Raw genomic sequence first — 24,641 nt, 5'->3', positions numbered from 1 at the left:
CCCCCGAAACAGCTACAGGTCAAGCGAGACCCGACTGATAACATTCGTTTTCGAATCGGGATGTACGGCCCTGGGGAAGCGGTTTACTCGATTGGGGGGATGCGCAGGCCCGGCCGGATCAAGCGGCGGCTGCAGCGACACGATCACTTACCGCCGTCGCTCCATATCTGAATGCCACAGTACTGTCAAGCATTTATAGCTCAAAGTACGGGGATTTATGATCAGGACCGAAGCAATTACGGCGTCTCCCATCTTCTTGGCCGGACTCGTCCAGGTTCTTGACGGTTCCGGAATCGACGTGACCGCACGGTCGTCCCAGGCGAACCCGCCCAGACGGACCGATGTCGTCCTCCTCGACGCCGAAGCTCTGTGCATTGCCTCCTTGCAACAGATCACCGAACTCGCCGCCCAGGCACCAGTCCTCGTCGTCAACCACGCGTCCGAGGCAGACCCCGCCCCCTACCTCCAGGCGGGTGCCTCCGGCATCGTCAACAAGAACGGTTCGGTCGCCTGCATCATACGAGCCATTCAGGCTCTCGCCGCCGGTTCCAAACCCGCCCCGTGCCTGTGCGGAGCCACCCGGACCGCACTCGAAAGCACCGGCCCAGCCGCCCAGGAGGGAATGGCTTTCCCGGACGGCAACCTCTCCGACCGGGAAAATCAAGTACTCCGTCAGATATCCCGCGGGCTCACCCACGGACAGATAGCGACCCGCCTCGGAATCAGCCCGCACACCGTCGACACGTACGTCAAACGCATTCGCGCCAAACTGGGTGTCGGAAACAAGGCGGAACTCACCCGGGTCGCGTTACTCGGACAGCAGACCGCCCCGTACACCACCGGCCGGACACACAGCGGCGAGCACCTCCTGGGACTGGGACGTTCCCTCGGACAGCTCGCCCAGCAAGGAGCCGCAGCACGATGACCCCGTCCAAGGCGACTCTCACGCTCAGCACGACCGAGGCGCGCCGACTCGCCCTGTCCAGACAGCACCTGACCGCGTCCCGGCCCGCTCCGACGCCGGACGGACTGCGTACCGTCCTGCGCTCCCTGCGCTACCTCCAGCTCGACCCCGTGAACGTGGTGGCGCCCAGCCATGAACTGGTGGTCTGGAGCCGTCTGGGCGCCGAGGCGGCGCCGCACCTGTCCACGATCTGGTGGCAGGAGCGCTGGCTCTTCGAGTACTGGGCCCACGCGGCTGCCATCGTGCTCACCGAGGACTACCCGCTGCACCGCGCGACGATGGACGCCTACCCGCCGCCCAACCGGTCCTTCACCCAGGTCTGGCTGGACGCCAACGTGGTGCTGGCCAAGCACGTCCTGTCCCGCCTCGCCGAGGGCACCCCGCTGCCCACGGAAGCCTTCGACGACTGCGCGGCCATGGACTGGCCGTCCTCCGGCTGGACCGCCGGGCGCAACGTCGAGCGGATGCTCACCTTCCTCTGGCTCCAGGGCAAGGTGATGGTGCAGGGCCGCGAGGGCGGTCTGCGGCTGTGGGGTCTGCCCGACGCCTGTCTGCCGCCCGGCGCCGACCGGCAGCCGATGTCCGCCGAGCAGAAGGTCACGGCGGCCACCGAGCACACCCTCCGGGCTCTCGGAGTCGCCCGCCCGCTCGACATCAGGCAGTACTTCCTGCGCGGCCAGTACGACGGGCTGCCCGGCGTGCTGCGCGACCTCACCGAACAGGGCAGGGTCGTCCCGGTCCGTGTCGAGGGCGGCAAGCCGAACGAGACCTGGTACGTGCACGCCGACGCGGAGGACGAGCTGACCGCGATCCGCGCCGGCGACTGGCACGGGCGCACCGCCCTGCTCTCCCCCTTCGACAACCTCGTCAGCGACCGTCGGCTGACCCAGCGGCTGTGGGACTTCGACTTCCGCAACGAGATGTACATCCCCAAGGCCAAGCGGCAGTACGGCTACTACCTGCTGCCGATCGTCCACGACGACCGGCTGGTCGGCCGGATCTCCCCGCGCGTGGAGCGCAAGCGGGACAGCCTGCTGGTCGAGGGCATCCACCTGGAGCCCGGAGTCGAGCCGACGGCGGCGCTGCGCCGGGCGGTCGTGGGGCAACTGGAGGACCTCGCCGCCTTCCGCGGCGTGAGCGACATCGAGTACGGGGAGGTGCTCCCGGACGGCTGGCGGGCCGCGCTCCTGTCGTCCTGACCCGCCTCTTCCTCGACGGCACGTCCCCTGAAGAGGGGGTTGGCGGCGCCGGACGGGCCCGGGGAAGCTCGGTGCGACGAGCTCTCTTCGAAGGAGAACCGGCGTGCGCCTCACCTCCAGGACCCTGCTGCGAACCCCCTCGCCCATCGGGGCGACCTACGCGCTGCTCGACGAGCGCGACGGGAACGGGAACGCCGCCCTGCTCGACCTCGCGCAGGCGGCTCCCGCCCACCCGCCCGCCCCGTCGGTCGTGGAGCACATCGTCTCCGTCGCCCGGGACGCCCACGGCGCCGACTACGTCGATCTGGCGGGGCTGCCGAAGCTGCGGACGGCTTTCGCCGAGGAGCTGTCCCGCGACTACCGGGGCAGCGTCGGGGCGGAGAACGTCGTCGTCACCGCCGGGTGCAACCAGGCGTTCTGCCTGGTGACCTCGGCTCTGGCCGAGCCGGGCGACGAGATCGTCCTGCCGTTGCCGTACTACTTCAACCACGACATGTGGCTGGGGCTGGACGGGCTCACCCCCGTGCACCTGGAGCCCGGTCCCGACCTCGTGCCGAGCGCCGCGGCGGCCGAGGCGCTCATCACTCCGCGCACCCGGGCCATCGCCCTGGTCACGCCGGGCAACCCCACCGGGGTCACCATCCCTCCGGAGGAGATCGTCGCGTTCGCGCGGGTCGCCGAACGCCACGGGATCGCCCTGATCCTCGACGAGACCTACCGCTCGTTCCGCGGCACGGACGAACCCCCGCATCCCCTGTTCGCCGACCCCGGCTGGCAGGAGACGGTCGTCAGCCTGCACAGCTTCTCCAAGGACCTCGCGATCCCCGGGTACCGGGTCGGCGCGATCGTGGCGTCGCCCGCGCTGAACGAGGAGATCATGAAGCTCCTCGACTGCGTCACGATCTGCCCGCCGCGCATCGGCCAGGAAGCCGCCTGGGCGGGACTCACCGGTGCGGGCCAGTGGCGCCGGGAGCGGGCGGCGGAGGTCGTCTCGAAGCGGAACGCGTTCGCCCGGGCCATGGCGCGGCGCCCGGGCGGGTTCGAACTGCTCTCCGTCGGCGGCTTCTTCGGCTGGCTGCGCCATCCGTTCACCGACCGGCCGACCGGGGACGTGGTGCGCGAACTCCTGCTGAAGCAGGACGTCCTGGTGCTGCCGGGCACCGCCTTCCACCCCGCCGACCAGCGCACCCTGCGGGTCAGCGTCAGCAACGTGACGCAGGAGGCGCTGCACGACTTCGCCGACCGCCTCGCGGCAGTCGGCGGGTGAGGGACCGGGATCAGTAGATGACGCGGTCGTCGGTCGCGGGACGCCAGGCGCGCGAACCGCGCAGGTTGCGGGTGATGTTGAGCCGCTTCAGCCAGCGGTCCGACCCGTCGTAGCGCGCCTGGAAGGACTTGCGGCCGTGCACCGAGCGGAAGTTGTCGATGAAGACCAGGTCGCCGGGGAGGAGCACGACGTCCTTCATCGCCCTCTCGATCTCCTCGCACAACTGCTTGAACGCCTGGCGGCTGCGGTCCGTCCAGCCCGAGGGGTCCATGTGGTAGGGATCGAGGGCCATGTACGGGTCGTTGCGGTCCCCGTAGAGCAGGGGGCGCTTCTGCGGGTTGTCGTTCCACTCCTGGATGAGCCGGAAGCTGCGCTCGCGCAGCGCGTCGATGCGCGGGTCGCCGGAGGACGCCAGACCCTGCTGCGGCTGGTGCGAGTTGTCGGGCATGACGGTGAACTCCGCCTCGAACAGGGCGTCCACGTCGACGTTCGACCAGTCCATGTCCGGCACGGTCGACACGACCGTCTCGACCGAGTCCGGGTTCTTGAGGCACATCAGCGCCACGTAGTCGCCCCGGCAGGGGTGGAAGGCGTCCTCCGTGTGCCACGAGAGGTGCTGAAGGCTGTTGGAGCCGATCTCGTAGTTCTCGTGACCCTTGATGGGCAGGACGTCGTGCATGATGCGGCCGTCCTGCTGCGTCGCCCATCCGAAGACGTCGCCGAGGGCGGTGGCGCACAGCAGGAAGAAGATCTCCTGGCGGAAGGCCGGCGAGTCGAAGTGGCTGTCGCGCCAGTGCTCGGGCGTCGGTCCCAGCTCGTCCTCGTCCACGTCCAGACCGGAGATCCGGCAGAGCGCCGACGGCTCCGCGAAGCGGAATTCCTCGAGGAACGACAAGAGGTGGGTGGGCAGCGCCTTCGCGAGCACGGGAGCGCGGCGGAGGAGCTCGGGGTTCTCGATCGTGTCGTACGTCGCCGCCAGCCCGGCGAGCATCGGCGTGAGCGCCGCGTTGTCCTCGGGTGTGAGCGCCAGGTCATGCATGGCTTTCGTCCTCCACCTTCCCGCCGCCGGTGCCCTGCACCCGCGGTCCGACGTGAACGGATCGGAGTCTAGGCACGGAGGGGAAAGCCTCGCGGTCCCCCTTAGAGGGGACAGGCACACCGGGCGCGACCCTCTCTATATTTTCGGCAACGTGACAGTTCCTGCGGAGCCCAATCGCGCTTTCGTGACGCCCGAGTCGGTTCATCAATACGGCGAGCAGAAGGCATCCGGGGACCTATTGAAGGGCTGAGGATGACCGAAATTGTCAATCTGACGACAATGGAAGTTGACGCGCTGATGGACGTCGACGGTGGGCTCAACCTCACCGACGGACACGCCCGGCTCGTTCTCACACCACAGCAGTCCGACATTGTCGCCCGCATTCCCGAAATGTTTGTGGAGGCCACCCGCCGGCCGTTCTCCGAGATCGAACTCGCGGCCCACAAGGCGTTCTTCAGCGCTGTCGGCCAGCACACCGCGCCGGTCGGCACCGGACGGATCCTGAGCTGCTACTCGTCGACGCTCGCCACGGACATCGTCGCCCGCGCCCTCCCGGCGGGAGCGACGGTCGCGGTGCTCCACCCGACGTTCGACAACATCGCCGACCTGCTGAGGACCCGCGGTCTGCGCCTCGTCCCGATGTCCGAGGAGGACCTCCTCGCCGAGAAGTGGCCGGGCGCCCCGGTCGACGCCATCGTGGTGACGCTGCCCAACAACCCGACCGGGCTGATCACCCCCGAGGGGCACCTGCGGTCCCTGGCGGAGCACGCCGCGCGGAACGACCAGACGGTCATCATCGACGCCAGCTTCCGCGGTCAGGTCCGTGACGCGCAGTACGACACCTACGCGGTGCTCGACGCCGCGGGGTGCGCCTGGATCACCATCGAGGACACCGGCAAGCTGTGGCCGACGCACGAGCTGAAGATCGGCATGCTCGCCTACAGCGAGCGCACCGACCTGCCGATCGAGTACGCCTTCTCCGAGTCGCTGCTCGCGGCTTCCCCGGTCGTCCTGCAGCTCATCACGCAACTGGCCGGGGACTGGGTCGACGGCGGCTACGAGCGGGCACGCGACCTGGTCGAGCGCAACCGTGCCACGGTCAAGGAGACGATCGCCCAGGTCGGTCTGCGACTGGCCGACCCGGATTCGCAGATCAGTGTGGCGCGTATCGAACTCCCCGAGGAGGGACCCGACTCGGCCGTCCTGCACAAGGAGATGCTCGTGCGCGGCGTCCACGTGCTGCCGTGCTCGCCCTTCCACTGGGCGGACCCGGAGAGCGGTCTGCGCTACATACGGGTCTCGCTGGCCCGGCCGTTCGAGACGGTGCAGAAGGCCGTGCAGACGATGGCCGAGGCGTACCGGGACCTCGCCCCCACCCCGTCGGCACGCTGACGGAACCGCGCGACGCCTGTGGCGGCACAACCCCTGAGCGGGGTGGTGCCGCCTTACGCGTTGCGCGGTCCGGCCGACGAGGACAAGGCGGACCGCCCGCGGGACACGGGCGAAAGCGCCCCGCGGGCAACGGTCGGGCGCTCAGCCCCTGAAGGTCCGTACGACGAAGGTCTGGCCCGCGACCGACGGCCAGCCCGCCCAGCTCCGGTCGGCGCCCAGTGCGGGTGCGCCGACCCCGTCGGGGAGACCGACCTCGCTGGTCACCACGCGCAGCGGCAGCGGACCCGCGCCCCGCGCGCGGACGACGATGTCGAGTCCGTCCGTCGGCGGCGCCGCGTAGGTGACGCCCCAACCCCACCTGCCCTGCGGGTGGTTGCGACCCCCGGAGAGCTTCCTTCCTTCGACGGAGGCGCCGAGGATCTCGTGGTCGCCGGTGTCGGCGTACACGGCGAGGGCGTAGCTGTCCGCGGGCGCCTTGACGCGCATCCGTACCGTGCGCACGCCGCCGGACTCGGTCACCGAGACGTCCTCGGCGCGCGGAAGGTCCAGTCGGGCGGTCTTCGCCTTCCCGTTCGGCAGCGCGACGCCGGACAGCGGCGGAACCCGGTCGTCGTAACGGACGGGGTCGTCGCCGAGGAACGTGCCGACCGTGGGCTCGGAGGTGTCGCCGAGGCTGACCCAGGTCGCCCTGCCCGTGTCGGACTCGAGCACGTACCCGAGGCTGACCGCCTTGGGCTCGTCGGGGCTGTAGCCGTCGAGGGCGGCGCCCACGCCGAGCGTGGCCACGCCCGCGACCGCCGCCGCCAGCATCACCGCGGTGGCCACCCGGCGCCGCGGCAGCGGTTCCACCACGCACAGGAGCACGCCCGCCACGAACGCCGCCAGGACCAGCGGGACGGCCACGGCCGACAGCCCCAGGGTGGGCAGCAGCATGAGGACCACCGGCAGCACGAGGGCCACCGCCGGTACCGCTGCCGCCGCCCCGGCCACGGTCCGCCAGGGCGAACTCTCGCCCGTGTACCGCAGGATCACGGCGACGGCGGCGAGACCGATCAGCGCCGGCCAGGTGAAGAGGTAGGCGGCTCCGGGCAGCAGTACGGCACACACCACGGAGAGCAGCGCGAACCAGCAGAGCACCGCCACCGTGACATCGAGCGGCGACGCCTCACGGCGGGCCCACCGGTACCAGGCGGCGAGCAGGACCAGGAGCAGCAGCGTCTCCCCCACGGCGTAGCGTCCCAGGTGGTAGACGCCCCCGGCGGTGAGCACGAAGTCCGGACGGAACTGTGCCAGCACCCACCAGGCGGCCACCCCGAGCGCCGCCGCGCCGATCAGCGTCAGCGGGAACGTGGCGGCGGCCCGCCCGACGCGGCGCGGGGCGAGACCCGCACGGCGCCCGAACCACATGAGCAGCGGTACGGCAAGCAGCGCCACCACGGCGAGCGGCAGAACCAGCCACGCCGGGTAGGACACGAGCGTGCCGAACAGCGAGAAGTACGTGGCGTCCGAACCGCTCCCGGCGAGGTTCTCGCCGCCCAGCCGCCGGACCGCGCCGAGCGCGCTGTCGCCCATGTCCTGCACGGAGGTGGGGTCGAGCCGGGCGATGTCGTCGTGGTCGGTGTGGTAGTGCGGGGAGCCTCCCATGAAGGCGAAGTTGAGCCCCCGCATCCCTGCCTCGTCGAAGACCGTCAGGTCCGTGTCGTGCGGCAGCAGCCGGTAGACCTCGTCGGCGAGTGACGTGGTGAACGCTCCCGACGCCCGCACGGCGGAGGTGAGCCCCCCGCCCGCCATCTGGAACATCACGGCGGGACCGGAGACACCCCGCGCCTCCATGTTGACCACGACGGTCCGCTCCGGAGCGGCCGCCTGCCGGGTCCCCGCCTCCGCGTCCACGAACGCCTGCGCGCCGAGCAGCCCGTCCTCCTCGCCTTCCGTGAAGAGGACTTCGACGTCGTTGCGCAGCCGCGGTCCCGCCTTGAGCGCGCGGACGATCTCGAGGATCGCCGCGACGTTGGAGCCGTCGTCGGCGGCGCCGGGACCCATCGGCACCGAGTCGTAGTGGGCGACGAGCAGGACGCGGCCGGTGGACCGCGTGCCGGGGATCGTGGCGTGGAGGTCGGTGACCGTACCGGCGTCGGCGGGCGCGTCGTCGCCGTCCCGGGCGGCGGCGCGGGTCAGCTCCTCGGGGGTGAGCCCCAGCGCCCGCAGCTCGCCGAGGAGGTAGGCGCGTACGTCGTTCTGCGCGGGCGAACCGGTGGGGTGCGGGACCGTCGCGATGCGGTCGAGCCTGCCGATCGCGCGGGTCGCCGAGAAGGTGTCCTCGGCGGTGGAGACCGGCCGGGCGTCGGGGGTGAGAAGCGGCAGCGTGGCCGCGACGGAGACGAGCAGCAGGAGCAGGAACGCGGCCAGGGCCGGTATCCGTCTCCGCAGAGCGATCATGGCCTGCACGGTTGTACCTCGTGACGGGGAAGGGGAGGGATCAGGTCACCGGCGGGCGGCATCGACGGCGACGACCCGCAGTTCGGCGGTGTACCGCTGACCGGCGTGGTCGCGCAGCCAGAGCCGGTCGGTGTCGGGGAGCATCTCGGAGAGCGTGAACCCGCCGCCGGTCTCGGCGGTCCTGCGGACGGACTTCGCCAGCAGGTTCACCAGCGCGAGGCTGCGGAAGTCGACGGCCATCGGCTTGCGTTCGACCGGCACCCGGTAGAAGCCGCGCTCGGGCAGCCGGTGCCGGGCGCGCCAGGCGCGTGCTGCCGCGTACCGCCGCCGCTCGTCCTTGAGGAACGCCCAGTCGCAGTCCGCCGCGGTGAAGGTCCATGCCTCGCGCTCGACGACGAGCCGGTCGATGCTGATCCGGGGACGGTGCCCCGCCCCGCCGAACGGGCTGAACGCGTTGGCGACGAGGAGCGAGAGCGGTTCGCCGATCAGTTCCAGGAACGGGTACTCCCGGCCGTCGGTCCGGTGGCGCACGACCAGTCCGTCGTCGCCCTTGCGCTCCACCATCAGGTCCGCGACCGAGAGGGTGGTCGCTCCCGGGGGCGCGTCGAAGGAGTCGGAGCCGATCGACAGATAGGTGTACGACGGCAGCCTCAGCTCGGTCGCCCGGGCCATCCGCGACGTGGTCAGGGCGGCGTCCATGCGGGGGATGATGACCACCCGCCCGTCCATGCCCGAGGCGGCGGCGCTGTCGCGCAGGCGCGCGGAGTCGGGGTGCTGGGAGACGAAGAGCTGGCTCTCCAGGGTGTTGATGGAGCAGTGCATCTCGCCGAGGACGAAGTCCACGTCCCCGCGTTCGGCGGCTTGCGGACTCTCCGTCAGGAACATGACGTCGGGCGAGTTCCAGCGGGCACAGCTCCAGAGCGGCGCCCCGGTCGCGAACTCCTGGGCCACCCGGTCGGCGATCTCCGCGGCGCCGACGGTGTGCCGGGGCGTGTCGGCGAAGGACTCCAGGGGCAGCCCGACGACGCGGCGCCAGCGCGCACGGAACTCCGCGACCACCTCGTCGACCAGCTCCGAGCGGAGGTTGTCCGTGGAGAGCTGGGCGACCTCGGGGAGGAGCGCGGTGAGCATCTGCAGCAACGGCATCGACTCGGCGCCGCCGCGCTCCAGCACATGGCGGCCGCGGGCGAGGTAGCGTTCCGCGATGCTGTTGGCCAGCCAGAGCGCGCTGTCGAGCAGCAGCCCGAGGGGCGCGGCCAGTTGGTCGGTCACCTCGCGGCCGATGCGGAGGTCCAGGTCGCGGACGGTGTCCTCGTAGACCAGTGTCCGTCCGGCGTAGGTGCCGCCCGCCCGGCGCGTGGACGAGGACGTGGTGAGGCGTTCGAACTCGGCCGCGAGCTGCCCGGTGGCGCGCAGCAGGCGGTCGGGGTCCCCGGCCGAGGCGGCCACCTCGGCGCGGGCGGCGAGCAGTTCGCCGAGCGGTCGCTCGGCGCGCTCGCGCACGGCGGGGTCGCCGAGCCGGGCGATGCGGTCGGCGAGGTCCCGCTCGGGCTCGGCGACGAGTCCGCCCACGAGGTCGATCCGGATGACGTCGAGATCGCGCAGCCGCAGCAGAGCGGTCACGGTGTCCAGGTCGAACGGGGTGCCCGCGATGTCGCCCACGGTGTGCCGCCCGTCGCACCGGCCGAGCACCCGCACCTCCTGCGCGGTCAGGGTGACCGGTTTGCGGAAGGGGAGCTGGACCGTCCAGCCGGTGAGCGAGGCGGCGGGGACGACCCGCGGGGTCAGCCAGGGCAGCACCTCGCGGCGGGCACCGACCGCGCGGGCGAGCGCCTCGACGGCCCAGCCCTCGAAGTAGGTGGTGCGGCGGCTCACGAGCGCGGGACCGGGCGTGGCCGACAGACCGGTCGCCTCCGGGCTGATCCGGGCCCAGCCGACCGGGCCGAAGAAGCCGACCGTGTCGTTCTTCAGGCAGTAGCGCTGGAGGTAGGTGACGATCGTCAGCTCGTGGTAGCGGCCGCGCACGTTGCGGGGTTCACCGGCTGCCGCCTTGTCCAGGCAGTTGTGGACGAGCGCCGGGTTCTGCCAGGTGACGGCCTCGCGGAAGAGCGGATCGGCGGCGGTTTTGCGGACCGCCGCGCCGAGCCGTTCGGCAGCGGCGTGGAACACCTTCGCGTAGCGCTCGCGGGACCCCTCCTCCCGGTCGTCGAACTGGTCGGCTGCCGCGGCGAGTTCGGCGTCGCACAGCTCGGCGATCCGCTCGGCGGGGAACCCCGCGCTGCGCAGCGCGGCATCACCCCACAGGTCCCAGCCCGTGGCACCGAGCGGTGTCCGCAGGGGGTGTCCGTCGCCGGTGGCGTCCGTGCCGTTCATGGCGCGCATCCGTGGTGCCCCTCGCTCCCTCTCGCCGCCCGTCATCGGTCGGAGACCGGCTGGGGTGTCTGCCCGCCCGCCGCTTCCCGGTCCGGGGTGCCGCCCGGACCCGGGTCCGCCTGCCCGGCGTAGTCCTCGGCGGCGGATCCCTCCGCGGCGGAGTCCTCGGCGGCGGGCTTCGTCACCTTGTCCGACAGCCCCCGCAGTCCCGGGGTCAGATAGCCCGCGGCGGCCGTCGCCAGGACCAGCAGCCCGAGCAGTCCGAGCAGGAAGGCCATGCCGCGTCCCTCGCCGGTCCCCAGGAGGTCGCCGACGCTCCCCGCGAGCGCGCCGTCCTTCGCGAGCAGGGGCTCGAAGACGTGGTCGGAGACCGGTCCCGCGAGGAGGTAGCTGCTGCACAGGACGGTGTTGGTCACCATGTTGAACGTGGCGAACGCCCGCCCCTGCAGGTCGGGTTCCACCTCGGTGCCGATGATGCTCCGGGACGTGCCGTCAATGATCATCGAGCAGAACATGAAGCCGAACGCGGCGATCGCCACGAGGGTGACGCTGGGGCGCAGCGATCCGAGGCAGAGGAACAGTCCGAGCGGGATCGCGAACCCCGCGGTCCCGTGGATACGGCGCCGGGGACCGCCCCAGGACGCCATGGTGACGCTGCCGAGGACCAGCCCGATACCGCCGATCGTGAGGACCACGCCGAGCGCGGAGACCGACGCGAAGCCGATCACGATGGGGGTGATGAGGATGTCGACGAAACCGACACTGAGGTCGAGCGCCGCGTAGAAGAGGGCGAGGGTGATCAGCGCGCGGTTGCTCGTCAGGACCCGCCAGCCCTGACCGATCTCGCGGCGCAGCGACCCCGTGCCCTCGGTACCCGCCTGCGACCGCGGCGGGGCGGGGATGCGCGTGAGGAAGAGGACCACGACGTTGAGGAAGAACGTCGCGCAGTCGAGGAACAGCACGCCGTTGAGACCGATGCCCAGCATGAGCGCGCCGCCGACCGCAGGTGCCACGGTCTGGCTGACGGCGTTGGCGACCCCCATCAGACCGTTGGCCCGGCCGATCTGCTCCTTGGGCGCCAGCAGCACGACGATCGAGTTGAGCGCCGGAACCTGCATGGCCCGCAGCGACGACCGGATCACCGTGGTCACGAAGATGTGCCACGGCTGTAGATGACCGGCGGTGTAGAGCAGCCCCAGGGTCAGCGTGGTGCCGATGCCCACCGCGTCGGAGACGAGCAGGATGAGCCGCCGGTCCCAGCGGTCCACGAGGGCGCCGGCCAGCGGCGAGAACAGGATGCCGGGCAGGAACGCCAGCACGAAGGTGACGGCGAGCTGGGTCGTCGAGCCGGTTTCGAGATAGACCCACACCCCGAGGGAGAACCCGGTCAGTGCCGTACCGACCATCGTCACCAGGCTGCTCGCCCAGATTACGGTGAACTTGCGCATGCGCGACTGCCCCATCCACGGTTTATGTTGAGTCGGGAACGCAATCACGCCGCTCAAGGCGCGATGCCTTCCATTTCAAAGGCGTTGCGGCGCCCAATGGACCGTGCTGACAGCCATGTTCACGGATCGGGCGGCGCCGAGCGCATCCCCCCTTTATGGGACGCCCGCCCCCCTCTCAGCGGCGATTACCTTCCTGGCACGGTGTGGGCTGCCGCCCATGTCGAGCCTCGTCGGACCACGGGCGGGAGAGCACGCCGGTCCCCGGTGCGGGCCACGGACCACGTGCTCCCGGGCGCCCCCGGCGAGGACCGCTGCGCAAACCGTGTGTCCGCCGCGTACGGGGGACCGTGTCCGGTCTGCCCGGATCCCCCGGTCAGGCCGTCGGAATCACATGCTCGGGAGGGCCACCTGATGATCGACCGCACGAACCTTCTGGTCGACATACTCCACTCCCGGGCCGACCGGGACCCGGACGCCATCGCCTATGAACTCGTCGGCCGGGACGGGCGGACCACGGTGCTGACCCACGGTGCGCTGGCCGGTCGCGCCGCCGCCCTGGCCGGGCGACTCGCCCGCTGCGGTGACGGACCGGTGCTGCTGCTCTACCCCGCTGGTCTGGAGTACGTGGTCGCCGTCTTCGCCGCGATGATGGCCGGACGGCCGGTGATCCCCGCCTACCCGCCGAACCAGTCCTCGCTCCCGGACCGCAAGCGGCTGTCGGGCATCGTCGAGGACGCCCGCCCCTCGGTCGTACTCGCCCCCGAACACCACCCCGGCATCCCGGCGGCGGCCTTCCTGACCGTCCCCGGTCCGGAGGCCGACGGCACGCCCTGGTTCCGTCCGGCGGGCGCCGAGCACCAGCAGGTCGCCATCGTCCAGTACACCTCGGGCAGCACCGGACGCCCGCGCGGTGTCCTGGTCCGCCACGACAGCGTCGCGGCGAACACGGCGGCGATCGCGGAGGCGTTCGGTCTCGACGCCGCCTCGCGGGGCATGACATGGCTGCCGCCGTACCACGACATGGGGCTCATCGGCGGGCTGCTCGCACCGATGTCCGCGGGCATTCCGGTCCGGGTCATGCCCCCGGAGGACTTCCTGAAGGCGCCGCTGTCCTGGCTGCGGCAGATCACCGAGCACGGCGTCACGGTCAGCGGCGGACCGGACTTCGCGTACCAGTTGTGTGTGCGGCGCGCGCACAACGACGCCGCTCTGGAGGGGCTGGACCTGTCGGGCTGGAGCGTGGCCTTCAGCGGCGGCGAGACGGTCAAGCAGCAGACCATGGACGCGTTCGCCAAGCGTTTCGCGCCGGTCGGCTTCGACCCGGCGGCGTTCGTGCCCTGCTACGGGCTGGCGGAGGCGACGCTGATCGTCAGCGCGGGCCACTGGTCGGGACCCGCCGCGGACGCCACCGTGAGCTGCGGCTCCCCCGTGACCGGCCAGCACGTCGTCGTCGTGGACCCCGACACGGCAACGCCGCGCCAGGAGGGGCAGGAGGGCGAGATATGGATCGCCGGTCCGCACGTCACCTCCGGCTACCTCGGCGCCGACTCCTCCAGCCTCTTCGGCCAACTGGACGGCGAGACGTTCCTGCGCACCGGTGACCTCGGACGGCTGCGGGCGGGCGAGCTGACCGTCACCGGACGGGCCAAGGACGTGATCGTCTTCCGGGGCGCCAACCACCACGCCTCGGACGTCGAGGCGCCCGCCCTGGAGCTGCTCGGCCGCGGCGCCGGAACCGCGGCGGCGTTCCTGGTCGACGGGGACGCGCCGTGCCCGGTCCTGGTCATGGAGGTGCGCGGCGAGCGGACCGCGGAGATCGCCTCGCGCGTGCGCGCCGCCGTGCTCGCGGGCACCGGACTGCCCCTCGGGATGGTGGTCCTGGTGCCGCCGCGCACCGTGCCCCGCACATCGAGCGGGAAGGTCAGGCGGTCGCAGTGCCGGGTGGAGTTCCTGGCGGGGGCGTTCGGCGACGCGGTCGTCGACGATCCGGACATGCTCGCCGCGCTGACCGCCGAGCGGCCGACGTCGGTCGCGGCGACCGAACTGACCACGCTGATCTGCGGGATCGTCGCGGCCGTCCGCGACCTTCCGCAGTGCCGGCCGACGGACAGCCTGACCGATCTCGGCGTCGACTCGGTGCTGGCCGCCGAGTCCGCGGCGGTGCTGGAGGACGCGCTGCGACTCCCGGTGCCCCTGGGGACGGTGCTCTCGGCGGCGACGCCGCAGGACGTGGCGAACGCGCTGGTGCGGGAATGGCTCGCCGAAGGGCGGGCGGAGGACGCGGTGCTCGACCGCGTCCACTCGGTGATCAAGGGCGAGGCGGCGGCGTGATGGACCTGACGACCGGACGAAACCTGGTGGCCCGCTGGCGCGAGGCCCGGAGCACCAGCGGACCCGCCTCGCTCAGCCGTGGCCAGCAGGGCATCTGGCTGTTCGAGGAGCTGCACCCGCACACCCCCGTCTTCAACCTCGTCTTCGCCGCCCGGCACACCGGACCGCTCGACCACGACCGCCTTGACGCGGCGGTCACCGCCCTGACGGTCCGTCACCCCGCGCTGCGCAGTTCCTTCCACGCGGGTCCGCGGGGACCGGTCCGCACCGTGCACGCGGAGCCGGACGGACCGGTCACGCTCTGGACCGACCTGCGCGGCGACCCCGGTGCCGCGGAGCAGCTCGCCCAGGACACCGCCGCCGCCCCCTTCGACCTGGCCCGCGCTCCTCTCGTACGCGTGCACGGCATCCGGGTCGCCGACGACGAGCACCTCCTCGTCTTCGTCACGCACCATCTGGTGTGCGACGGCGGCTCGCTCGGTGTCCTCCTCGGTGAGCTCGAACATCTCTACGGCGGCGGCACGCTGCCGCTCCCGCCGCCCGACGTCCCCACCGCGGTGGCCGACCCCGGCCACCTCGCCTACTGGAAGGAGCGGCTGGCCGGGCTGCCCGTCCTCGACCTGCCCACCGACCGGCCGCGCACGGCGGACACCGGACTGCGGGCAGGATCGGTACCGGTGGACCTGCCGAGCGATCTGGTCGCCTCGGCCGAACGGCTCGCGAAGGAGGAGGGCACCACCCTCTTCGCGGTGCTCCTCGCCGCCTACCAACTGCTCCTCGGCCGCCACACCGGGCAGAGCGACTTCGGCGTGGGCACCGCCGAGGGCGGTCGCGCCCGCCCCGGTACGCACGGCGTCGTCGGACTGCTCGCCAACCCGCTGCTGCTGCGCACCGACCTGTCGGGCCGCCCCACCTTCCGCGAGCTGGTACGCCGCGCCAGGGACACCAGCCTCGCCGCCCTCGCGCACCGTGACGCTCCGTTCGAGGACGTCGTCACCGCGCTCGCCCCCGAGCGCGGCACGGACCGCTCGCCCCTCTTCCGCACCCACTTCGTCTTCCACGGAGAGCTCGGCACCGCCCGGCTCGGCGGCTCCCCGCTGCGCCCGGTGCGGCTGCCGCGCCAGGCAGTGCAGCACGACATCGAGTTCCACCTCTGGCGCGACGGCGAACAGCTCTGGGGTACGTGGGACTACAACGCCGACCTCTTCGACGCGACCGGCGCGGACCGGATGACCGAACGGCTGCGGGTGCTGCTGGCCGAGGCGCTCGCGAACCCGGACCGGACCGCCGCGCACCTCGACCCGCACACCGCCGAGGACCGCGCGTTCCTCGCCCGGTGGGGCGCCGGACCCCGGCCCGAGACCGAACCCGCCCTCCTCACCGACCTGTTCGCCGCGCAGGTCGCCCGGGTACCGGACGAACCCGCGGTCACCGACGCCCGGCAGCACCTCACCTACCGTCAGCTCGACGAGCGCTCCAACCAGCTCGCCCACCTCCTGCGGACCGGCGGCACGGGCGCGGGGGACATCGTCGCGATCCAGATGCCGCGCACCGCCGACCTCGCCGTGGCGATGCTCGGCATCCTCAAGACCGGCGCCGCCTATCTGCCGCTCGACCCCGCCTACCCGGCCGAGCGCATCGCGTTCATGCGCGAGGACAGCGGCGCCCACACGATCCTCACCGCCCTCGACCCCGAAGCCCTGGACCGGCAGCCGGTGACCCCGGTCGCCGGACCGGACGCGCGCCCCGACTCGCTCGCCTACGTCCTGTACACCTCGGGTTCGACCGGCGCCCCGAAGGCCGTGATGCTCACCCACGCGAGCACCGTCGAGATGGTGCGCTGGGGACTGCGCGAGTACACCGCCCACCAGTTGTCGCGGGTGCTCGCCTCCACGTCGGTCTGTTTCGACGTGTCGGTCTTCGAGTTCTTCGGTCCGCTCGCCGCGGGCGGGACGGTCGTCGTCGTGGACGACCCGCTCGCCCTGCTCGCACCGGACGCCCCCGACGTGACCCTGATCTGTACGGTGCCCTCCGCCGCACGGGAGCTGGTCGCAGGCGGCGGACTGCGCGGCACGCCCAAGGTGATCGGACTCGGCGGCGAAGCCGTGCCCGGCTCCCTCGTGGCGGACCTGTACGCCACCGGTCACGTCGAGGCGGTGTACAACCTCTACGGACCGAGCGAGGACAGCACCTATTCGACCTACTCACGCATCGCCCGCGGGGAGCGGAACCCGGCGATCGGACTGCCGCTCCCGCACGAACGCGCCTACGTACTGGACGGCGAGCTGCGCCCGGTGCCGGTGGGCGCCGTCGGCGAGCTGTACCTCAGCGGCTCGGGACTGGCGCGCGGGTATCTCCACCGCCCGGCCCTGACCGCCGCGCGCTTCGTCGCCGACCCGTTCGAACCGGGTCGGCGCATGTACCGCACCGGTGACCTGGTCCGCTACCGACCGGACGGCGAACTGGCCTATCTGGGGCGCCAGGACTTCCAGGTCAAGGTGCGCGGGCAGCGCGTCGAGCTGGGCGAGATCGAGGCTGCCCTGCGCCGCCGTCCCGAGGTGGACGACGCCGTCGCCACGCTGTACGGCGACCGGCTGGTCGGCTATGTGACCGCCGCCGCGCCCGACGCCGTCGACCCCGGTGAGCTGCGCGCCCACCTGCGCCGGACCCTGACCGACGCGATGACGCCGTCCGCCTTCGTCGTGCTCGACGCCTTCCCGCGCACCCCCAACGGCAAGGTCGACCGGCGCGCCCTGCCCGCCCCCGTGCGGACGGGCGGCGGGGGCGAACCGCCGCGCACCGCGGCCGAGAAGCTCGTCGCCGACGTCTGGCGCGAGGTGCTCGGCGTGGAGAGCGTCACCCGTGACGACGACTTCTTCGATCTGGGCGGGCACTCCCTGCTCGCCGGGCAGGTGCTCAGCCGTCTGCGCGAGCGTGCCGGGGTGGACGCGTCCGTACGCCTGATCTTCGAGCGGTCGGTCCTGTCCGACCAGGCTGCCGCGCTGCGGGACTCCGGCACCCGCCCCCTGCCTGCGCCCGCGCCCCGCCGCCCCGGTCCCGACGGCACCCTGCTCGCCCCGGTGACCGACGGACAGCGGCGGCTGTGGAGCCTGTGCCGGATGGACCCCGCCGCGCACCGTGCCTGGCTGATGCAGGGGGCGCTGCGCGTCGAGGGCGCGCTCCGCCCGGACCTCCTGGACCAGGCGCTCCGTACCGTCGTCCGGCGTCACGAGGCGCTGCGCACGACGTTCCGCGAGACGGACGAGGAGCTGGAGCAGGTCATCCACCCCGAGCCGCTCGCGGGGCTGGAGCGGGCGCGGCTGAGCGACCTCTCGGAGCTGGCGGACCTCGCCGAGGAGGCGGCGTCGGGGCTCGACCTGAGCGCGGGACCGTTGCTCCGTGTCCACCTGGCCGAGCTGGGCGCGGACGAGCACATCCTGCTGCTCACCGTCCACCACCTCGTCGCCGACGGCTGGTCCCTCGCCGTCCTGGGCGAGGAGCTGGGCCGGGCGTACACGGCGCTGGCGCAGGACCGCGACCCCGAACTGCCGGAGCTGGCGCTGCAGTTCGCCGACCACGCCGCCTGGCAGCGCGAAGCGCGGGACAGCGGCGCGCTCGACCCCCACATCGCGTACTGGGGACGGCGGTTGGACGGTGTCGCCCCGCTGGAGCTGCGTACCGACCGGCTGCGGGCGGCCCGCCCGAGCTACCGCGGCGCCCTGGTCCGCGCCCGGGTCCCCGCCGACGTCGCACGGCGGTTGCACGCGCACGGCGCGGAGCACTCGGCCAGTCCGTACATGGTGCTGCTGGCGGCCTTCCTGGTGCTGCTGCGTCGGCACAGCGAGCAGACGGACATCGCGGTCGGCTCCCCCGTCGCGGGCCGTGGCCACAGCGAGTTCGAACGGCTCGTCGGGTTCTTCCTGCACACCGTCGTCCTGCGCGCCGAGGTCGACGACGACGCCTCCTTCACCGGGCTGCTCCAGCAGGTCCGCCGGACGGTGCTCGACGCCCTCGACCACCAGGACGCGCCGTTCGAGGCGATCCTGGACGCACTCGACCTGCCCGCCCGGGGTCCGAGCCGCACCCCGCTGTTCGACGTGATGTTCAACTACCTCAACCAGCCCGCCTCCGGGTTCACCGCGCCCGGTCTGACCGCCGCACAGCTCCCGCCCGAGTCGCTGCCCGCCAAGTACGACCTGGAGCTGTACGTCGAGGACCTGCCCGACGGCACGGTCGATCTGCTGCTCAACTACAGCCAGGACCTGTTCGAGGCCGACACCGCCGAAGCCATGCTCGGCCAGTACGTCACCCTGCTCACCCAGGTGGCGGCAGACCCGCGCTCCCCGGTGGGAGAGCTGCGCCTCACCCGGGGTTCCGGCATCCCCCTCACGCCGTCCGTCGCCCCGGAGGGCGGCACGGTGGCCGAAGGGTTCCTGCGGCGGGTGGCGCTCCACCCCGACCGGGCGGCGCTGTGGACCCCGGACGCCACCCTCGGCTACGCCGAACTCGACCACCGCGCGCGCGTGCTGGGCGGCGCCCTGCGCGCCCGGGTGGCGGCCGATCACGGACGGGTCGGCATCCTCTGCGGGCAGGGGCTCGAAGTCCCCGTGGCCATGCTCGGCATCATGGCGGCCGGCCACGCCTACATGCCGCTCGACACCAGCGCGCCCGAGGGCCGTCTGGCGCAGCTCGTCGACCTCACGGACGCCGACGCCATCGTCACCGACGCCGCCAACCGGACCCTCGCCGAGCAGATCGCGGACGGCCGTCCCGTGCTCGACGTGAACGACACCGGCACGCCTGCGCTGGACGCCTGGTCCCCGCTGGACCCGGACGCCGTCGCGTACGTCCTGTTCACCTCCGGCTCCACCGGGCAGCCCAAGGCGGTCGTGCAGAGCCACCACAACGTCGCGCGGCACGTGTACGCCTACGCCGACGTGCTCGGCGTGCGGGAGACCGACCGGCTCACCATGGTCTGCTCCTACACCGCCGACGGCGCCGGTCAGGACCTCTACTCGGCGCTCGTCCACGGCGCCACCGCCTGCCCCATGGACCTGCGCCGGGACGGCGCCGAAGCGGTCCGCGCGACACTGGCCCGCTCCGGGGCGACCATCTACCACTCCACTCCGACCGCGTTCCGCGAACTCGCCACCGCCCCCGGCGCCCCCGACTGGCCCGACACCCTGCACACCGCCGCGTACGGCGGCGAGAAGCTCACCCACGACGACGTCACCTTCGTGCAGCGCAAGCTCCCCCAGTGCACGATCGTCAACGTGTACGGGCTCACCGAGTGCAGCGTCGCCCTGATGCACGTCATCCCGCCCGGCGAGGAACTCCCCCGCGCGTCCGTCTCCATCGGCCGTCCGATCCCCGGCGTCGACGTCCACCTGCGGGGCGCGGACGGGCGTCCCGCCGAACTCTTCGGCGAGATCATCTGCTCGGGACCGTCCCTGGCCCTGGGCTACCTCGACCCCGCCCAGACGGCAGCCGTCTTCCACGAGGGTCCCGAGGGGCGCAGCTACCACACCGGCGACCTCGCCTGGCTGCTGCCCGACGGCTCCCTGGAACTGGTCGGCCGCCGCGACGGCCAGGTCAAGCTGTGGGGTCACCGCGTCGAGACGGGCGAGGTGGAAGCCCGGCTGCGCGCCCTGCCCGGCGTCACCGACGCCGCCGTCGTCCCGGTCACCGACCCCGCCGGACAGCTCCAGCTCGCCGGGTACTTCACCGGCACCGCCGAACAGGCGGACCTGCGGGCGCGGTTGTACGCCGTCCTGCCGCACTACATGGTGCCCCGGGTCCTCGTCCCGATGGCGAGCCTGCCGTACACCCGGACCGCGAAGATCAGCCGTACCGAGCTGCCCGCGCCCGACTGGTACGCGCCCGCTCCGTCCGCCCCGCCCCGCACCCCCACCGAACAGGCCATCGCCGACGTCATGGGCGAGGTCCTCGAGGTCTCCGCGGTCGGACGGCAGGACAACTTCTTCGACCTGGGCGGGCAGTCGCTGCAGGCGTCGAAGGTGGTCGGCAGGCTGCGCGAGACCCTCGGCGTCGAGGTGTCCGTCCGGCAGATCTTCGAACTCGGCACGGTCGAGCGCATCGCCGCCGCCCTGGTGCCCAGCCGTCCGGGGATCCAGCCGCGCGCGGCGGACACCGAGGCCGTGCTCTCCTACGACCAGCGGCGGCTGTGGCTGGAGGACCAACTGCGCTCCTCCGTCGCCTACAACGTGCACGGACGGCAGCGGCTGCTCGGCAGCCTCGACGTGCCGGCCCTGGAGCGCAGCATCCGGGCCATCGTCGCCCGGCACGAGACCCTGCGCACGACCTTCCCCCTGGTGGACGGGCGCACCGTCCAGGCGGTGGCGGACCCCGACGACAACTGGAGCCTGGCCACCGAGGACCTGAGCGGCTTCGCGGGCGACCGCGAGAGCGCGGCGCTCAAGCTCGCGGACGAACAGGCGTCCACCGCCTTCGACCTGGCGAACGGTCCCCTCTTCCGCTGCCTGCTCGTCAAGCTCGCCGACGACGAGCACCTGCTGAGCATCACCATCCACCACATCGTCTCGGACGCCTGGTCGATCCGGCTGTTCCTCGGGGAACTGTCGCGCCTGTACGAGGCGGGCGGCGACGTCGACGCCGCCGGGCTCGCCCCGCTGCCCGTCCAGTACCGGGACTACGCGGCATGGCAGCGGGAGTGGCTGACCCCGAAGAAGCTGGAGGCACAGGTCGGCTACTGGCGCCGGCACCTGGAAGGCGCCCCCGCCGCTCTCGACCTGCCGGTCGCACGGCGGCGCTCACCCGCCCAGGGTGCCGAGGGCGGCCGGGTGTGGGCGGAGCTGACGGCGGAGGAGACGGCCGCGCTGCACGAGCTGTGCCGCGCCCACGGCGTCACCCCGTTCATGCTGCTCCTGACCCTGCTGACCACGGTGCTGCGCCGCTGGTCCGGCCAGGAGGACCTGGTCGTCGGAGTGCCGGTCACCACACGCAACGACGCGGCGACGACGGACCTCATCGGCTTCTTCGTCAACACGCTGCCGCTGCGCGTCGACCTCTCGGGCGACCCCGCCTTCGACACGCTCCTGGCCCGGGTGCGCAAGGTCGCCCTCGACGGGTACGCGCACAGCGACGACACCCCGTTCGACGTGCTCGTGAACGAGCTCCAGGTACCGCGCGACCCGAATCACACCCCGCTGTTCCAGGTCGTCCTCAACATGGTGGAGAGCACCTCGGAGGACTGGGAGCTGGCCGGTGTCTCCGTGCGGAACGTGGAACCGCCCGCGCTGCCCAGCAAGTTCGACCTCACCCTGACCGCCCACATGTCCGACAGCGCGGTCAAGCTCGAACTCGTCCACCACCGGGACCGGTACGACGCCGCGCTGATGCGCGCCCTGCTCGCACAGGTGCGTACCCTCCTGAGCGGCGCCGCGACCGACCCGGCGCGCGGCATCCTCGACTACCCGCTCCAGGCACCCGGGGCGGACACCCCGACCGCCCAGCCACCTGCCGTGGCACCTCGTCCCCGGCGCCCCGCGCCCGACGGGGTCGCGCTGACGGACAGCACCGGCTCCTGGACGTACGCGCAGGTGTACGCGGCGGCCGAGCGCGTCGCCCGGAGCCTCGGGGCGCGCGAGGACGGGGACGTCGCCGTGATCAGGCGGCGCGGCGCGGGCTTCGCCGTGGCGGCACTGGGCTGTGCCCTGGCGGGCGTCCCCTTCTCGGCGGTGGCCGCCGACCCGGGGCTGGCCAATCACCCGTTCATCGCCACGGTCCTCGACCCGGCTCCGGGCGAGGACACCCCGCAGGGGGCGATCGACGTACGCGCCCTGCTCGAAGCGCCCGGGGACGGGGTGGTGCCCGTCGAGGAGGACTGGACGCTCGGACGGTACGACCTGGGCCGGCAGGACCGGTTCACCGTGCTCTCCGGCGGTTCCGGCGCCATGATGTCCGCGTTCAACGCGTCCCGGGCGGCCGGTGCCACCCTGGTGGTGCCGGACGAGGCGGTCGCCGGTGACCCGGTGGCTCTGTCCGCCTGGCTGCGGGACAGCGGGATCAGCGTGCTGTACCTGACCCCGCCGCAACTGCGCGAGCTGGCGGCGCACGGGGCGCGGCTGCCCGCACTGCGCCATGTGTTCGTCGACAACGACGCCCGGCTGATCTCCCACGACGTGGAGCTGGCGCGGCGGGTGTCGGCGTCCTGCAGGGTCGTCGCCCTCCACCGGGTGGCGGCCACGGGCCGTCCGCTGGCCGCCTTCGACGTGCCGGACGGCTGGTCGCCGGAGACGGCGCCCCTGCGCGTTCCGCTCGGCGCGCGCGTCGACGGCTCTCCTGTCGAGCTGTCGGGCGCGGCGGGGCATCCGGTCGCGCCCGGGGAGATCGGCGAGATCCGCTCCGACGCCCGGCACACCGGCGACCTGGGGCGCCTGCTCCCCGACGGAACGGCGGAGTTCGCCGTCGCGTCCGGTACCCGCGGGGACCTGGTGGAGGTGGTCGCGGCGCTGCGGGACCTGCCCGCCGTCCGGGACGCCCTGGTGACCGAACGCGTCGGAGCGGACGGCCGGGTGCAGCTCGTCGCCTTCGTCGCCGCCGAGGAGGGCGCGGTCAGCACCTCGGAGCTGCGTCGGCAGCTCACCACCCGGGTCCCGGAGTTGCTGATGCCCCAGCAGTTGGTGATGCTCGACCACCTGCCGCTCACTCCGGACGGCGACTACGACCTGCTCGGCCTGCCCGACCCCGCCGGGGACGACCCCACCGACCTGTACGTCGCGCCGCGCACCCCGGTGGAGCGCCAGTTGGTCGAGGTGTTCGAGGAGCTGCTCGGCATCGAGGGGGTGGGCGTCCACAACACGTTCTTCGAGCTCAACGGCTTCTCGCTGCTCGCGACCCAGTTGGTCTCCCGGATCAGGGAGACCTTCCGGATCGAACTGGCGCTGCGGGAGGTCTTCGAGTCGCCGACGGTCGAGAGCCTGGCCCAGTTGATCGTCCGCTCCCAGGCGGAGCAGGCGGACGCCGCCGACCTGGAGGCACTGCTCAGCGAGCTGGAGTAGCCTCCGCGGCCCGGGGCGTCTCGAGTACGCCCCGGCGGATCCGTATCCGCCGGGCGTACTCGGGGTCCCGCTCCATCAGCATCGTGTGGGTACGGCGCAGGCTGTGGTGGGGGATGCCGGGCCACAGGTGGTGGACGGTGTGGTAGCCGTCGGCGTGCGGATGGACGAGCACCCGCTGCACCAGCCCGACGTTGGAGATGGTGGCGTCGAAGACGGTGTCGGAGTCGGAGTAGACGTGCTCGTCGGCCTCGGCGACGAGCCTCAGCACCGGCAGCACGACGAAGACCGAGACGAGCCAGAGCACTTCGGCGGCGACGGCGCCGGGGAGACCCGCGCCGAGCCACGCGGGCAGGGCGACGAAGACCGCGCTCCACACCAGCATGGCGGCCGTCACCGACAGGTCGGAGCCGACCTCGCGCACCCAGCCGAGCTGGTAGCGCACGGCGCGGGCGAGCACGGACGCGGTGAACGCCGCGGCTGATGAGCGGCGCAGTCCTTCGAGGTCGAGTTCGGCGTACCGCCGCCGGTCGGGGTCGTCGCTGGTGCCGAACCTGCCGTGGTGGCGCAGATGGCTCTCACGGTAGGCGGCCAGTCGTCCGCCGGTCGGCAGTCCGACGAGCAGGAAGCCCAGTATGTCGTTCCAACGGCGGTGGTGGCGTGCCCAGTTGTAGTGCGACGCCTCGTGCGTGAGATTCTCCAGCGCCCGGAGCTGCCGGGCGACGAGAAGACAGCCGACCAGGGCGAGGGGCAGAGCCGCCCACAGGCTCATGCAGACCAGGACCCCTCCGCCCGCCACGGCCACCAGGACGGCGATCAGCACGTCGAGGGCGGCACAACCGGCGGTGAGCACAGGGCGGGTCCGATGCGCGGCGGCGATCTCGGCGCGCAGCGCCGCGGGCAGGCGATATCCCTTCCGGTACGGCTTCTCGTCCTCCGGTCGGGCGGCGGGGTGTGTCAGGTACGACGTCATCGGTTTCCCCCGGCAACAATGGAACAAAGTCCGTCAATTGCTGGGGGAGCGCACGGGTGCGTCGCAATGTCCTCGGTATACCTGCCGTGAATGCGGAGCAGCCAACTTATCGACTCAGCCGGTCCCTTGCGCAGTCGCGACGACAATGGCCACGAATACCCCGCAGCGCTTCCTTATC

General features: G+C 72.2%; 11 protein-coding genes. 6 read left to right on the top strand and 5 right to left on the bottom strand.

Features of this window, described 5'->3' with window-relative positions; translation table 11 throughout:
- The first annotated feature begins 217 nt into the window (after positions 1-217).
- The 3 genes from IF655_RS11090 (at position 218) to IF655_RS11080 (ending at position 3,430) form a co-directional block, all read left to right on the top strand.
- A complete protein-coding gene (locus IF655_RS11090; protein WP_199584010.1) occupies positions 218-925 on the top strand; it encodes a response regulator transcription factor in 708 nt (235 codons plus the stop codon).
- Positions 922-2,163 (top strand): winged helix-turn-helix domain-containing protein, encoded by a 1,242-nt coding sequence (locus tag IF655_RS11085; protein ID WP_199584009.1) that lies wholly within the window; start codon positions 922-924, stop codon positions 2,161-2,163. The genes IF655_RS11090 and IF655_RS11085 overlap by 4 nt, the downstream gene beginning before the upstream one ends.
- Positions 2,164-2,266: 103 nt before the next feature.
- Positions 2,267-3,430: an aminotransferase gene (locus tag IF655_RS11080; RefSeq protein ID WP_199584008.1), complete on the top strand. Its 1,164-nt coding sequence runs from the start codon at positions 2,267-2,269 to the stop codon at positions 3,428-3,430.
- 10 nt (positions 3,431-3,440) lie between these two features.
- On the opposite strand, the gene vioC is transcribed toward IF655_RS11080, so the two are convergent.
- Positions 3,441-4,469: an arginine beta-hydroxylase, Fe(II)/alpha-ketoglutarate-dependent gene (gene vioC, locus IF655_RS11075; protein WP_199584007.1), complete on the bottom strand. Its 1,029-nt coding sequence runs from the start codon at positions 4,467-4,469 to the stop codon at positions 3,441-3,443.
- A 252-nt stretch (positions 4,470-4,721) separates the two neighbouring features.
- Between vioC and IF655_RS11070 the strand changes: the two genes are divergently transcribed.
- Positions 4,722-5,861: an aminotransferase class I/II-fold pyridoxal phosphate-dependent enzyme gene (locus tag IF655_RS11070; protein ID WP_199584006.1), complete on the top strand. Its 1,140-nt coding sequence runs from the start codon at positions 4,722-4,724 to the stop codon at positions 5,859-5,861.
- A 141-nt stretch (positions 5,862-6,002) separates the two neighbouring features.
- Here the strand turns inward: IF655_RS11070 and IF655_RS11065 are convergent, their stop codons facing one another.
- Genes IF655_RS11065 through IF655_RS11055 form a run of 3 tightly spaced genes read right to left on the bottom strand, consistent with a single transcriptional unit; the run spans position 6,003 to position 12,136 of the window.
- A complete protein-coding gene (locus IF655_RS11065; RefSeq protein WP_199584004.1) occupies positions 6,003-8,300 on the bottom strand; it encodes a M20/M25/M40 family metallo-hydrolase in 2,298 nt (765 codons plus the stop codon).
- A gap of 45 nt (positions 8,301-8,345) precedes the next feature.
- A complete protein-coding gene (locus IF655_RS11060; protein WP_199584003.1) occupies positions 8,346-10,673 on the bottom strand; it encodes a lantibiotic dehydratase in 2,328 nt (775 codons plus the stop codon).
- A gap of 41 nt (positions 10,674-10,714) precedes the next feature.
- Entirely contained in the window at positions 10,715-12,136 is a 1,422-nt protein-coding gene (locus tag IF655_RS11055; RefSeq protein WP_199583998.1) for an MFS transporter, read from the bottom strand.
- 396 nt (positions 12,137-12,532) lie between these two features.
- Here IF655_RS11055 and IF655_RS11050 point away from each other — a divergent pair, with 396 nt between their 5' ends.
- Positions 12,533-14,452 (top strand): AMP-binding protein, encoded by a 1,920-nt coding sequence (locus IF655_RS11050; RefSeq protein ID WP_199583996.1) that lies wholly within the window; start codon positions 12,533-12,535, stop codon positions 14,450-14,452.
- Positions 14,452-23,493 carry a non-ribosomal peptide synthetase gene (locus IF655_RS11045; RefSeq protein ID WP_199583994.1) on the top strand — a complete coding sequence of 3,014 codons (9,042 nt, stop codon included), beginning with the start codon at positions 14,452-14,454 and terminating at the stop codon, positions 23,491-23,493. The genes IF655_RS11050 and IF655_RS11045 overlap by 1 nt, the downstream gene beginning before the upstream one ends.
- On the opposite strand, the gene IF655_RS11040 is transcribed toward IF655_RS11045, so the two are convergent.
- Positions 23,477-24,463: a fatty acid desaturase family protein gene (locus IF655_RS11040; RefSeq protein ID WP_199583987.1), complete on the bottom strand. Its 987-nt coding sequence runs from the start codon at positions 24,461-24,463 to the stop codon at positions 23,477-23,479. The genes IF655_RS11045 and IF655_RS11040 overlap by 17 nt on opposite strands.
- Positions 24,464-24,641 lie beyond the last annotated feature (178 nt).

It is taken from the genome of Streptomyces sp. DSM 110735, assembly GCF_016482685.1.
Classification (GTDB): Bacteria; Actinomycetota; Actinomycetes; order Streptomycetales; family Streptomycetaceae; genus Streptomyces.
This window is presented reverse-complemented; position numbering and strand designations above follow the sequence as displayed.

Coding starts and splice junctions, on each gene's coding strand:
- IF655_RS11065 (WP_199584004.1), bottom strand. CDS start 8,300: ATGATCGCTCTGCGGAGACGGATACCGGCCCTGGCCGCGTTCCTGCTC.
- IF655_RS11045 (WP_199583994.1), top strand. CDS start 14,452: ATGGACCTGACGACCGGACGAAACCTGGTGGCCCGCTGGCGCGAGGCC.
- IF655_RS11085 (WP_199584009.1), top strand. CDS start 922: ATGACCCCGTCCAAGGCGACTCTCACGCTCAGCACGACCGAGGCGCGC.
- vioC (WP_199584007.1), bottom strand. CDS start 4,469: ATGCATGACCTGGCGCTCACACCCGAGGACAACGCGGCGCTCACGCCG.
- IF655_RS11040 (WP_199583987.1), bottom strand. CDS start 24,463: ATGACGTCGTACCTGACACACCCCGCCGCCCGACCGGAGGACGAGAAG.
- IF655_RS11070 (WP_199584006.1), top strand. CDS start 4,722: ATGACCGAAATTGTCAATCTGACGACAATGGAAGTTGACGCGCTGATG.
- IF655_RS11060 (WP_199584003.1), bottom strand. CDS start 10,673: ATGAACGGCACGGACGCCACCGGCGACGGACACCCCCTGCGGACACCG.
- IF655_RS11050 (WP_199583996.1), top strand. CDS start 12,533: ATGATCGACCGCACGAACCTTCTGGTCGACATACTCCACTCCCGGGCC.
- IF655_RS11055 (WP_199583998.1), bottom strand. CDS start 12,136: ATGGGGCAGTCGCGCATGCGCAAGTTCACCGTAATCTGGGCGAGCAGC.
- IF655_RS11090 (WP_199584010.1), top strand. CDS start 218: ATGATCAGGACCGAAGCAATTACGGCGTCTCCCATCTTCTTGGCCGGA.